This window comes from Sinomonas notoginsengisoli (assembly GCF_021554725.1).
Classification (GTDB): Bacteria; Actinomycetota; Actinomycetes; order Actinomycetales; family Micrococcaceae; genus Sinomonas; species Sinomonas notoginsengisoli.
On the sequence record NZ_JAIZDP010000002.1, the window covers coordinates 336,945 to 349,340 of the forward strand.

A 12,396-nucleotide genomic window follows, 5' to 3' on the forward strand; every position below is an offset into this window, starting at 1 on the left:
TTCATTTAGGCGGGCTTAACGTGTCAATTCTACCGGGTCCGGCTCGCCCGGACGGCCATCGCCACCCTGAGGGCCTGCTGGGAGGCCCGGAAAGGCCTCGCGGGGTCTCCCAGCGGCGCCTTGCCAAGGGGGAGTGCCTCTCGGGGGCTTCTGCGCGCCCCACGCGCCGTGCACGCCATGAATCGCCCGTCGCTCAGCCGTAGGTGTCCCGCGGGCCCCTGCCCCGGACATGCCGTGGGCCCTTGCGCCAGCTCGGCGAGGAGGGGCCGAGCACCTGGATGCGCGTGACGATGCCCTCGCCGAGCTCTCGGCGGAAGCGGTCCAGGAGGGTCGAGCTCATGAGGCGCAGCTGGGTGGCCCACGCGGTCGAGTCGCAGCGGACGCGCAGGTCGGTGCCCTCGAAGCTCTCTGGCGTGCAGTGCGCAGAGATCTCCGGTCCCACGAGCTCGTGCCAGCGTGAGATGACGGACCCCACGGCGACTGGTGCGTTCCATCCGCGCTCGGCAACCATGCGGTTCACCACTGCACCCAACCCCTGAGGGTCCCTCCCGCTGTATCCGGCGGGAATCCTGGGCCTTCTTCCCCGCGGCTTCTGGGGCGCGTTCGCGTCAGGCACGAGCGAGCCTGAGGCCCGGACACGGACCTCACCGCGCGCCTCGGCTGCCTGCCTCACGCGGTTGAGGGCGGCCCGCGCCGCGTCGACCTCGTGGGAAGCAGGCTGGCCGTCCGACGGAGTGTCCCCACCGACGGCGCCGGTTCGGTCGGCACGCCCGGCTCCGTGGTGCGGGCCCGTGACGTCAGGCATCGCCCTGCTCCGCGGGTGCTGTGTCCGGGGCGATCGCGCCCGGGACCACACGGATCCGCCGCCCACCGAGCTCAGGTGGGATGTCGGCGTCGACCGCGGCCGTGACGAGCACCTGCTCCGCCTTCACCACAATTGCGGCAAGCCGCGCTCGTCGCTCGGCATCGAGCTCGGCGAACACGTCGTCGAGGATGAGGATCGGCTCATCCCCGGCAACTGCCGAGTCATCGAGCATGACGTAGTAGGAGGCGAGCCGGAGCGCGAGCGCGAACGACCATGTCTCGCCATGCGAGGCGAACCCTTTGGCGGGGGCCTCTCCGAGGAGCAGCTCCAGATCGTCACGGTGCGGACCCACGAGCGTCAGTCCGCGCTCGAGTTCGCGGCGCCGCGCCGCGGCGAGGGCTGCCAGGAATCGTTCGGCGATCTCGTCGACACCGAGTCCCGCTAGGCTTCCACCTATCCCGGCCGCGGGTCCCGCCGCGGGTTCTGAGGCGGACGACGGCGCGTGGCCGGCGTCGTGCGCGTCCTCCTCCGTATCCGCGACGGCGCCATCGACGCTCGAGCGGTACACCGCGTGGGCAACCTTCGACCCGTCGGTGAGCTGCGCGTAGGCTGCGTCGAGGTGCGGCCCCAACCGGTCCACCAGCTTCAACCGGGCGGCGAGGAGGCGGGCCCCGGCGCGGGCGAGGTGCGTGTCCCACACGTCCAAGGTCGACTCGACGGTGGCGCCGCCCGGCGAGTCACGATCGGCGACCGGTGCGCGGCGGGAGAAACGGGCGGCCCTCGCGCTCTTGAGGAGGGCGTTGCGCTGCTTGAGCACACGATCGTAGTCCGCGCGGGTGCCGGCGAGGTGGGGAAGGAGCACCGTGAGCAGCTCATCGAGGAACCGGCGGCGTGCAGAGGGGTCGCCCTTGACGAGGCTGAGGTCCTCGGGGGCGAACAGCACAGTGCGTGCGATGCCGAGGAGGTCCCGTGCCCGAACAGTTCCTCCGCGGTTGACACGGCCACGATTGGACCTGCCAGGGTTGATCTCGAGCTCGAGGGTCGAACGCTGTGAACCACGGACGAACCCTGCTCGGACGAGCGCGCGCTCCGCGCCGAAGCGCACGAGTGGTACATCGGAGCTGACCCGGTGCGAGCTGAGCGTCGAGAGCATGCCGAGGGCCTCGACCAGGTTCGTCTTGCCGACCCCGTTCTGTCCGACGAGGACGGTGGCTCCCGGGGAGAGCTCGAGGTCGAGCTGGGCGTAGGAGCGGAAGTCGGTCAGGGAGAGGCGTTCAACGTACACCGGTGGGCCGGGCTCCTGCCTACTTGGCCGGTCGGGTCGCGTGCCCGCCGAACTGGTGGCGCAGCGCCGAGACCATCTTCATGGCAGGGGACGAGTTCTCGCGGGACTCAAAGCGTGCGTACAGCGCGGCCGTGATCGCGGGAGCCGGAATCGCGTTGGCGATAGCCTCCTCGACGGTCCACCGGCCCTCGCCGGAATCCTCGACGTAATCGTCGATAGCCTCCAGTCCGGGATCTTCGTCGAGCGCCTTGACCAGGAGGTCGAGGAGCCACGAGCGGACCACTGTCCCCTTCTGCCAGGCGCGGAACGTACCGGGCAGATCGGTGACGATGTCCTTCGCCGCGAGGAGCTGGTAGCCCTCGGCGTAGGACTGCATGAGTCCGTACTCGATCCCGTTGTGGACCATCTTGGCGTAATGCCCCGCACCGACATCGCCTACGTGCACGAAGCTGTCGGCCCGTTCGCCTTCCGGACGCAGGGCATCGAAGACCGGCATGGCGCGTTCGATGTCCTCCGCTTGACCACCGGCCATCAGGCCGTACCCATTCTCGAGGCCCCACACGCCACCCGAGACCCCACAGTCGGCGAACCGTACCCCCTTCTCCGCCAGGAGCGCGGAGTGCCGCTGGTCCTCCGTGAAGCGCGAGTTGCCGCCGTCAATCACGAGATCACCCTCGGAGAGATGCTCTGAGAGCTCGGTGATGACCTTGTCCGTGATCTCTCCGGAGGGGACCATCACCCAGATGATGCGGGGCACGGGAACAGCGCCGACGAGCTCTTCGATGTCCGACACATCGCTGGCCTCAGGGTTGCGGTCGTATCCGGTGACGTCGATGCCCGCGCGGCGCAGCCGCTCGCGCATATTGAAGCCCATCCTGCCAAGACCGATGAGTCCGATGTGCATCTTGCGCGAGTCCCTTCCTTCGTGAACGCTTCCCGGGGGGTGGTTGAGGTTACCGGTGGGTGATCCGGTGAGGGCCTCTAGTTCGGGAGCCGGACCGGCATGACGAGGTAGCGGTAATCGTCCTCGTCCTCGCCGTCGAGTTCCCGCTGTGCGGTGATCATGGCGGGTTTGGGGGCGCTGGTGAACGAGAAGCGGACAAACGGCGTCTCGATCACGGTGAGACCCTCGATGAGGTAATGGGGGTTGAAGGCCACCGTGATTGACTCGCCCGTGAGCTGAGCTTCGAGTTCCTCGGATGCTTGGGCGTCCTCTCCCGTGCCCGCATCCAGAGCGACGAGGCCTTCGGTGAATGCGAGGCGGACGGGAGTGTTCCGTTCGGCGACGAGGGAAACGCGGCGAACGGCCTCGACGAGGTCCTGGGTGGCGACGACGGCGTGGATCGGCGTCGAGTCGGGGAAGAGAGAACGGATCTTGGGGTAGTCGCCGTCGACGAGCAGGGATGTGGTGGTGCGGCCGCCGCTTTCGAAGCCGACGAGGCGGGAGTCGTCATCCGCGAGGGCGAGGTTCAGCTCGCCGGATCCCCCGAGGGTTTTGGCAACTTCGCTGAGGGTTTTCGCCTTCACGAGGGCCGAGGTCGATGTGTTGGGATTTGCCGGCTGCCATGGAATCTCACGCATGGCCAGTCGGTAGCGGTCGGTGGCGAGGAGCGTGATGAGCTCGCTCTCAATTTCCATCCGTACGCCCGTGAGGATGGGCAGTGTGTCGTCCTTGCTGGCCGCGATGATCACCTGGGCAACGCCCTTCGCGAAGGTGTCACCCGAGACATTGCCCAGGATTGCAGGGAGGCCGGGGAGAGGCGGGTACTCGGCCTCGGGCATGGTAGCGAGGTGGAACGAGCTGCGTCGGCACGTGAGGGTGACCTTGGTGCCGTCTGTCTCGACGTCCACTGGTGCATTCGGGAGGCTGCGGCAGATGTCGGCGAGGAGGCGGCCGGAGACGAGGATCGTGCCCTCGTCACTGATCTCGGCGGGAATTTCAAGGCGCGCGGATGTCTCGTAGTCGAAGCTGCTGAGGCTGACAACGCCGTCGTGGGCCTTGAGCAGGAGACCGGCCAGGACGGGTACAGGGGGACGCGGAGAGAGCGAGCGGGCCGCCCAGCTCACGGCCTCGGTGAGGACATCCCGTTCGACTCGGAACTTCACGGACGCGTTCCGCCTTTCATCGCTGTCTCATGGCCGCGAGGGCGCACGTTCATGGGTGCCTGCTGAGAATCACACGGAAGTGGGCTCTCGGCAGACGCTGACCACAGCTTAGCCCTAGGGCTGGGTCCGGGCTCAACCCGGTTTGTGTAGTTGAGGCCTACCTGAGGTGTTGGGAAGGGTCGTGGGATAGCTGGTGGCTAGAAATCTCATAATTCTTGGTATTGGTGGTGTTAATAACCGCTGTGGAAACTGTGGATAACCGCTTCTGCCCGCGGACTCGCGCGGAAGTTGGCTGTTCACGCGGTGTTGATTCTCTGCGGACATCGTCAGGTGGCGCTGTGGACGCGTCATTCCGTGTGATTCGTGCTCTCCACAGCGACGGATGGGTTGTCACCCCATCCGAGGAGGATGTGCACTTAACCATCCACAAGGTTGTCCACAAGCACCTGTTAATAAGGCACGCATGCGCGAGGGCCGAGTGATCAGAGGCCGCGCTGGGCCTGCTTGATCTTGTTCGTGAGCTCTGTGACCTGGTTGTAGATCGGGCGGCGCTCGGCCATGAGCTCACGGATTTTGCGGTCCGCATGGATCACCGTGGTGTGGTCGCGGCCGCCCAGGACCTGGCCGATCTTCGGCAGGGACATGTCGGTGAGTTCCCGGCATAGGTACATCGCGATCTGACGGGCCGTGACTAGGGTCCGGGTTCGGGACTTGCTGTTGAGCTCGTCCACCGTCAGCTTGAAGTAGGCGGCCGTCTCCGTCAGGATCTGGTCCGCGGTGATCTCGAGCGCGGAGTCGTCGGTGATGAGGTCCTTGAGGACCATCTCCGCCAGCGCGACGTCGACCGGCTGCTTGTTCAGACTCGCGAACGCGGTCACGCGGATCAGAGCGCCCTCGAGCTCGCGGATGTTCGCGGAGATTCGCGAGGCGATGTACTCGAGTGCGTCATCCGGCGCGGAGAGCCCGTCGCTGTTGGCCTTCTTGCGGAGGATCGCGATACGGGTCTCGAGGTCCGGCGGCTGGATGTCCGTCAGGAGCCCCCACTCGAAGCGGGACTTCATGCGGTCCTCGAAGCCGTGGAGTGCCTTGGGCGGCTGGTCCGAGGTGATCACGACCTGCTTGTTGCTGTTGTGCAGGGCGTTGAACGTGTGGAAAAACTCCTCCATGGTTCCCGTGCGGCCAGCGAGGAACTGGATGTCATCGATCAGGAGGAGGTCCACATTGCGGTACGTGGTCTTGAAGCTCGTGCCCTCGTCGTCACGGATCGAGTTGATGAAGTCGTTGGTGAACTCCTCCGAATTCACGTACCGCACCCGGATCCCGTTGTAGAGCCGGCGGGCGTAGTGGCCAATCGCGTGCAGGAGGTGGGTCTTGCCGAGCCCCGAGTCGCCATAGATGAACAGCGGGTTGTACGCCTTGGCGGGAGCTTCGGCGACGGCGACCGCCGCAGCGTGGGCGAAGCGGTTGGAAGCGCCGATCACGAACGTGTCGAAGACGTACTTGGGATTGAGCCGGCTCACCTCCTGGGATGTACTCGGGGGAGTGGGCGCCGGGCGGAGTTCTTCGCGCAGTTCTTCGCGGAGGTCCGGACGCTTGACTGGCTCGAACGCCTCTCCGTGCACGGGGACCAGATCCGTGTCGACGTCGATCGCGCACCGGATGTCCTCCGAGAAGACCGAGCGGAGCGCGTCGTCGAGTGCGGGCTTGATCTGCCCCTGGAGCACCTCTCGGGTGAGTTCATTGGGAACCGCGACGAGGAGGGTTGAGCCAATCAGTCCTTGGGCTTGGGCAAGGGAGACGAATCCGCGCTGACGTGGCGAGACTCGGTTGTCCTCCTCAAGGAGACGCACCACCCGGCGCCACGAACTGCCAAGGGTGTTTGCCTCGTTGGCTTCCTCCGGTCCCATGTGCTCCTCTACCTGCCTGATCATCTGCGCCCTCCGGCTGCCCCACGTCTGTGACGCGATGGTGACCGGTGGGAGTCCGGGCGCGGGCAGGGATACGACGGTTCCCCCATGCACCGTCACTTCCGTGGAACCAGGTGGTTCATCCACAGGGATACCCACAGGCCCGGAAGGTGGCACTAGGACAGCCTAGATGATTGAACAACCCCGAAGATAGCTGGGTTCTGGGCGGACATGAATTACACTCGTGATGTTCCCTCGCCCCGCGGTACGGCCATTCCGTCCACAGCCCTGTGAGTGGAGTTGGACACAGGCTGGGGACAAGGGGTGCGGTAGCGCGTCGTCGTATCTGGCGCTCTATCTGGCGCTGCGCTCGAATTGACGCTCCGCGCCCGGATGGCCTAACGTCGTTAAGTCCTCTGTGTCTGCCTACTTCTCCTGTCGCATGTCCTCGGACGCCCAGCGAAATCCTCTCGGATTGAGCTCAACGGCGGCCGGCATGAGGCGCGGCGGGGGCGGCAGGCCCCAATATGTAGCGTCCGCCAGCACTTCGACCCGTCCGGCAGACGCACTCGATCTACTGGAGTGAGAGAAGTGAGCAAGCGGACTTTTCAGCCGAATAACCGCCGTCGTGCCAAGAAGCACGGCTTCCGCCTTCGTATGCGTACCCGCGCCGGCCGCGCGATCCTGGCCGCTCGTCGGTCTAAGGGCCGCACCGAGCTCTCGGCCTGAGTCCTGACTCAGCCGGGCCCGGTCGCAGGCACGCGTCGATGAGTTCCTGATGCTCGCCGCGACGCATCGCCTGCGTTCCGGCGCCGATTTCACGCATACTGTACGTTCCGGCGTCCGCCAAGGACGCCGGAACGTCGTGCTGTATGCGGTGCGTACCGGTCCCCGACCCTCACGCTTCGGGTTCATCGTGTCCAAGGCCGTGGGGAACGCCGTTACCCGCAACCTCGTTAAACGGAGGCTGAGGGAGGCCGCTGCCTTCACCGTCCGCGACCGCCCGGCTGGGCTGGACGTGGTAGTGCGTGCACTGCCTGCCTCGGCACGGGCGAGCTGGGCCGAGCTCAGCAATGACTACAAGTCGGCGCTGGGCGGTGCACTTCGGCGACTTGAGCGAGGCACGGCCGAAGGCAAGGGCCCAGACGAGGGTGCCGGCACCGGCGAGCGTACGGAACGGGAGAGGACAGCGGATGGCAGCCAGGGCTGAGATGCCCGCAGCGGCGGGGCGAGCGGCCCTGCCCACGTGGGCGGCCGCCGTCGTGCGTTTCGTGTGGACCTTGCCGCAGCAGCTCCTGATCCTGCTGCTGAAGGCCTACCGCGCCGTCGTGTCCCCGCTCTACGGGCAGGTGTGCCGCTTCTTCCCCTCGTGCTCGGCCTACGCGCTCGAGGCCGTCAGCGTGCACGGTGCTGTGCGAGGATCGTATCTGGCAGTACGGCGACTGGTTCGGTGCCACCCTTGGAACGCTGGGGGAATCGATCCCGTCCCTGAAGGGCATCGGCATTGGCCCGAGGACCGCACCCCGCGGATCGTGGTGCTCAACCACCCCGACCGCTATTGGACCGACGACACTGACACGAGGAAATAGGGAAGACATATGGACCCGTTAAGCGCCGTAATGCTGCCGTTTGAGTGGCTGGTCTCCTTCGTCATGGTGACCTTCCACGAGGCCCTGGCGTTCATCGGCCTTCCGGCTGCGAGTGGGTGGACGTGGACGGCGTCCATCATTGGCCTTGTCCTTGTGATCCGTGCCGCACTGATCCCCGTTTTCGTCCGGCAGATCAAGGCCCAGCGTGGCATGCAGCTGCTCCAGCCAGACCTGCAGAAGCTCCAGGCCAAGTACAAGGGCAAGACGGACCAGCTCTCCCGCCAAGCCATGGCCCAGGAGCAGATGGCGCTCTACAAGCAGCACGGGACCAACCCGTTCTCTGCGTGCCTTCCCATGCTGATCCAGATGCCGTTCTTCTTCGGCCTCTTCCGTGTCCTCTCCGGGATCAGCAACGCCCAGGCCAACAACACCGGCATCGGCTCGATGACGCACGATCAGGTTGAGCAGTTCCACAACTCGAGCATCCTCGGGGCGCCGCTCTCCGCGTCGCTCCTGCACGGAGGCGGCGGCGACGCCGTCGCGGTCGCGGTCCTGTCGATCCTCATGATCGTGGCGATGACCGCCTCGCAGTTCATCACGCAGAAGCAGATCATGGCCAAGAACATGTCCGAGACCGCGATGCAGAGTCCGTTCATGAAGCAGCAGAAGATCCTGCTCTACATCCTCCCGCTCGTGTTCGGCATCGGCGGCATCAACTTCCCCATCGGCGTCCTCATCTACTGGACCATCTCCAACCTCTGGACCATGGGGCAGCAGTTCTATGTGATCCGCCGCATGCCCGCCCCCGGTTCGCCTGCCGCCAGGGCCCTCAACGAGCGACGCGCGGCCAAGGGCCTCGCACCCATCGACGTCACCACAGGCAAGGTCGTCAAGCCCGAGGACATGCCGCCCCCGCCGGAGCCCAAGACCCAGCGCCAGCAGCCGCAGCGGAAGAACAGGAAGAAGAAGTCATGACCTCCGAGAGCACCGCCGTGAACCTGCCCGATGATGAAGCCGCCGAGAACAGCGAGGACTTTGCCTCGCAGACATCGCTGAGCCGCCTCGAGGAGGAGGGGGACGTCGCCGCGGACTATCTCGAGGAACTCCTCGACATCGCGGATGTCGACGGGGACATCGACATCGAGGTCCGCAACGGTCGGTCCTACCTCTCAGTGGTCAGTGACGACGAGTCAGAAGGGCTCGACATCCTTGTGGGCGCCGATGGCGAGGTCCTCGAGGCCCTCCAGGAGCTCACCCGGCTCGCGGTCCTGGCCTCGACAGGAAACCGCTCCCGCCTCGTGCTGGACATCAACGGCTACCGCGGCGAACGGTCCGTCAGGCTGGCAGAGATCGCCGAGAAGGCCGTCGAGCGAGTCAAGGCCGGCGAGCCGACTGTCCACCTCGAGCCCATGAGCTCCTACGAGCGGAAGATCGTGCACGACGCCGTGGCCGACCTCGGGTTTGTCAGCGAGTCCGAGGGTGAGGGTGCCGGACGCCATATCGTCGTCTCGGCAGACTGACCCATGGCCGAGAAGTCATCGGCCGGTCCCGCGGTGGGGGCTGCTCCCGAACTCGCCCCTGGCGAGCGGGCCGCTGCCGAGCAGCTCTTCGGCGATCGTCTCGACGTGGCACGCCAGTATGTGGGTCATCTCGCGACGTCGGGACTCGAGCGTGGGCTCATCGGACCGCGTGAGGTTCCGCGGCTGTGGAGCCGGCATGTGCTGAACTGCGCCGTCATCGAATCCGAGTTCCCTCAGGGCGCGGCCATCGCCGACGTCGGCAGCGGAGCGGGCCTGCCGGGCCTGTGCCTCGCCATTGCGCGACCGGATCTCCGGCTGACGCTGATTGAGCCTCTTGAACGGCGCGTGGTGTGGCTTGAGGAAGTCATCGCGGACCTCGGTCTGACCAATGTATCTGTGGTGCGGGGGCGCGCGGAGCAGATGACCGGGATGATCGACGTCGCGTTTGTCACCGCACGCGCTGTCTCGGCCCTGTCCACACTCATCCCCATGACCCTTCCGCTCCTTGGCGGCTCGGGAACCCTCGTGGCCATCAAGGGGCGCAGCGCGGCCGAGGAGGTCGAGAAGGCCGGGAAGGCGATCCGGAAGTTCAAGGGCCACTCAGCCGAGGTCCACACGGTCGGAGATGGGCTGCTGGAAGAGCCCACGACCGTTGTGAGAATTGATGTCGGCGAAGTGTGAACTACCTCGGTGGTGCTGATCCAGCGGCTAGTCTAGGGTGAGGCAATCGACGCGAATCGAGAGTGAGTTGACAGTGAGCAGTGGTGAGACGTCGGCCCAGAGAATTCCCCCTTTCTTGACACTCGGATCTGCACGTCCCGCTGCAGAGGAGAAGTCTGTGGCCGCCCCTCAACCGGCTCCTGTCACCCCGGCGGTGTCGGGCGCCGGGCCTCGCGGGGGCCAGTCCTTCCTCAAAACCCTCGATGAGGGAAGCCCCATTGCGAGTCAGCTGGCGAACGAGGCGCGACGGCGCGAGCGCCTGCAGGGACGCGAGCTCCGCCGGCCGGCATTGACCCGCGTGTTCACGGTGTCCAACCAGAAGGGCGGCGTCGGAAAGACGACCACCACGGTGAATATCGCAGCGGCCCTCGCGTCCGCTGGCCTCCAGGTGCTGGTCATCGACATCGATCCCCAGGGCAACGCTTCCACTGCACTCGGCATCGAGCACCACTCCGAGGTCGAGAGTATCTATGACGTGCTCATCAACGACGAGCCGCTCGCCGACGTCGTTGCCCAGTGTCCCGACGTCGAGAACCTCGTGTGCGCTCCGGCGACCATCCACCTCGCCGGCGCCGAAATCGAGCTCGTCTCGCTCGTGGCGCGCGAGCAGCGGTTGCGCCGGGCGATCGACCACTATGCAACGGAGCGTGAGGAGGCCGGCCTTCCGCGGCTCGACTACATCTTCATCGACTGCCCGCCGAGCCTCGGGCTCCTGACCGTCAACGCATTCTGCGCGGCGACGGAGGTCCTGATCCCGATCCAGTGCGAGTACTACGCGCTCGAGGGACTGAGCCAGCTCCTCAAGAACATCGAGATGATCCAGAAGCACCTCAATGCGGATCTCCGGGTATCCACGATCCTCTTGACGATGTACGACGGGCGCACAAACTTGGCCGCGCAGGTGGCAGCCGAGGTCCGCGAGCACTTCCCGGAACAGGTTCTCGAAGCTGTTGTTCCGCGCTCAGTGCGAATCTCCGAGGCGCCCAGCTATCAGCAGACGGTGATGACCTACGATCCGACGTCGACGGGTGCGTTGTCGTATCTCGAAGCTGCCGCGGAGATCGCGGAGCATTAGGTCAGCGGTAGCGCCGCCATGACCACTCGAACAGCCAGATTGCTGGGCCATCGGCCCTGAGGGAGGAAAACCGCTATGAGCGAGAAGCGCCGAGGATTGGGCAGGGGTTTGGGAGCCCTCATCCCGAGCGCGGCCACAGCGGCCAGTGGCTCGGGGACGCCCTCGCGCCCGGTAGACCTGTTCTTCCCTGACTCCGGACGGAGCCCGGGCACAACCGACGAAGAGGCACGCGAAGCGGGCCAGTCGGAGGCCACGGAGGTGGGGGCCGCTCCGAACGCCGATGCCGCCCCAGGTCAGCCGACCTCGGCTCCCAACCAATCGGCGGTACCCGCTGAATCGGCCGATTCTGCTGCCCCGGAAACGCCATCCCTGGAGCGCACGGTTTCGCCCTCCTCTCGTGGCGCTCGTGGCGGGGGAACTCGCTCTCGCGCAACGCAGCGCGACACCGACGATCTCGATCTGGTCGAGGTTCCCGGGGCACAATTCGCCGAGCTCAAGGTCGAGGACATCCATCCAAACCGGAAGCAGCCCCGTACTGCCTTCGATGAGGAGGAGATGGCCGAGCTCGTCCACTCCGTGCGCGAGATCGGCATCCTTCAACCAATCGTTGTCCGAAAGTCAACCGAATCTGGTAGTGAACGCTTTGAGCTTGTCATGGGTGAGCGGCGCTGGCGCGCCGCCAAGAAGGCGGGGCTCGACCTCATCCCTGCCATCATCCGTGACACCGGAGACGACGCTCTGCTCCGTGATGCGCTGCTCGAGAACCTTCACCGGAGCCAGCTGAACCCGCTCGAAGAGGCTGCGGCTTACCAGCAGCTCCTCGACGACTTCGGAACGACCCACGAGGAGCTTGCCGACCGGATTGGCCGCTCGCGTCCGCAGGTCTCCAACACGATCCGCCTCCTGCGACTCCCTCCGTTGGTGCAGCGCCGTGTTGCGGCCGGCGTTCTCTCGGCGGGTCATGCTCGTGCTCTTCTGTCCTTACCGGACGATGCGGCGATAGAGCGCATGGCGCAGAAGATCGTTGCCGAAGGAATGTCTGTCCGTGCGACCGAAGAAGCGGTGACTCTCTACCAGGAACCGCAGGAGCCGCGGCGGTCAGCCTCCCGCAACAACGCCCGCCATGAGCGCCTCGACTTTCTCGCATCGACCCTCGCGGATCGTCTCGATACGAACGTGAAGATTTCGCTCGGCGCACGCAAGGGCAAGGTAAGTATTGAGTTCGCTTCGGTTGAGGATCTCAACCGAATCATGACGCTCATCAGCCCCGAAGAGGAGTGAGGACCCCGTAGGTCTCCGCAATTGCGGCACTGAACAAGCGGGATCTGTTCCACGTGGACAGATCCCGCTTCGTTTTTTCTACACGTCCGCGCATGTTCCTAGTATTGG

At 65.7% G+C, this 12,396-nt stretch carries 12 protein-coding genes and 1 pseudogene; 8 read left to right on the forward strand and 5 right to left on the reverse strand.

The genetic code is table 11. The annotated features are described in order from the left end of the window. Window positions 1-193: 193 nt before the first annotated feature. From LF262_RS07170 to dnaA, 5 genes and pseudogenes are all read right to left on the reverse strand, one after another. Window positions 194-805 (reverse strand): DciA family protein, encoded by a 612-nt coding sequence (locus tag LF262_RS07170; protein WP_235779596.1) that lies wholly within the window; start codon window positions 803-805, stop codon window positions 194-196. Then, window positions 798-2,090, reverse strand: a complete 1,293-nt coding sequence (gene recF, locus LF262_RS07175) for a DNA replication/repair protein RecF (protein WP_235779597.1) — start codon at window positions 2,088-2,090, stop codon at window positions 798-800. The genes LF262_RS07170 and recF overlap by 8 nt, the downstream gene beginning before the upstream one ends. Before the next feature lie 19 nt (window positions 2,091-2,109). Further along, window positions 2,110-3,003: pseudogene (gene gnd / locus LF262_RS07180) on the reverse strand (phosphogluconate dehydrogenase (NAD(+)-dependent, decarboxylating)); the annotation flags it as partial. A gap of 68 nt (window positions 3,004-3,071) precedes the next feature. Further along, window positions 3,072-4,196, reverse strand: coding sequence for a DNA polymerase III subunit beta (gene dnaN / locus LF262_RS07185; RefSeq protein WP_235779599.1), 1,125 nt, complete (start codon window positions 4,194-4,196; stop codon window positions 3,072-3,074). Window positions 4,197-4,678: 482 nt separating this feature from the next. Then, on the reverse strand, window positions 4,679-6,103 hold the full coding sequence (gene dnaA, locus LF262_RS07190; RefSeq protein WP_235779600.1) for a chromosomal replication initiator protein DnaA: 1,425 nt from the start codon (window positions 6,101-6,103) through the stop codon (window positions 4,679-4,681). 591 nt (window positions 6,104-6,694) lie between these two features. On the opposite strand from dnaA, the gene rpmH reads away from it, so the two are divergent. The 8 genes from rpmH to LF262_RS07230 all read left to right on the forward strand — a co-directional run bounded on the left by rpmH (window position 6,695) and on the right by LF262_RS07230 (window position 12,288). Continuing rightward, window positions 6,695-6,832, forward strand: coding sequence for a 50S ribosomal protein L34 (gene rpmH, locus LF262_RS07195; protein ID WP_127513203.1), 138 nt, complete (start codon window positions 6,695-6,697; stop codon window positions 6,830-6,832). 49 nt (window positions 6,833-6,881) lie between these two features. Further along, window positions 6,882-7,313 (forward strand): ribonuclease P protein component, encoded by a 432-nt coding sequence (gene rnpA, locus LF262_RS07200; RefSeq protein ID WP_235779601.1) that lies wholly within the window; start codon window positions 6,882-6,884, stop codon window positions 7,311-7,313. Further along, entirely contained in the window at window positions 7,297-7,692 is a 396-nt protein-coding gene (gene yidD / locus LF262_RS07205; protein WP_372462748.1) for a membrane protein insertion efficiency factor YidD, read from the forward strand. Before rnpA ends, yidD begins: the two co-directional genes overlap by 17 nt. Window positions 7,693-7,701: 9 nt before the next feature. After that, window positions 7,702-8,667 carry a membrane protein insertase YidC gene (gene yidC, locus LF262_RS07210; RefSeq protein ID WP_235779602.1) on the forward strand — a complete coding sequence of 322 codons (966 nt, stop codon included), beginning with the start codon at window positions 7,702-7,704 and terminating at the stop codon, window positions 8,665-8,667. Continuing rightward, the gene (locus LF262_RS07215) at window positions 8,664-9,212 is read left to right on the forward strand and encodes a Jag family protein (RefSeq protein ID WP_235779603.1); all 549 of its coding nucleotides are present in this window, start codon (window positions 8,664-8,666) and stop codon (window positions 9,210-9,212) included. Before yidC ends, LF262_RS07215 begins: the two co-directional genes overlap by 4 nt. Before the next feature lie 3 nt (window positions 9,213-9,215). Beyond that, window positions 9,216-9,893: a 16S rRNA (guanine(527)-N(7))-methyltransferase RsmG gene (gene rsmG, locus LF262_RS07220; RefSeq protein WP_235779604.1), complete on the forward strand. Its 678-nt coding sequence runs from the start codon at window positions 9,216-9,218 to the stop codon at window positions 9,891-9,893. Window positions 9,894-9,966: 73 nt separating this feature from the next. After that, on the forward strand, window positions 9,967-11,007 hold the full coding sequence (locus LF262_RS07225) for a ParA family protein (RefSeq protein ID WP_308190502.1): 1,041 nt from the start codon (window positions 9,967-9,969) through the stop codon (window positions 11,005-11,007). 75 nt (window positions 11,008-11,082) lie between these two features. After that, on the forward strand, window positions 11,083-12,288 hold the full coding sequence (locus LF262_RS07230) for a ParB/RepB/Spo0J family partition protein (protein WP_235779605.1): 1,206 nt from the start codon (window positions 11,083-11,085) through the stop codon (window positions 12,286-12,288). Window positions 12,289-12,396: the final 108 nt, after the last annotated feature.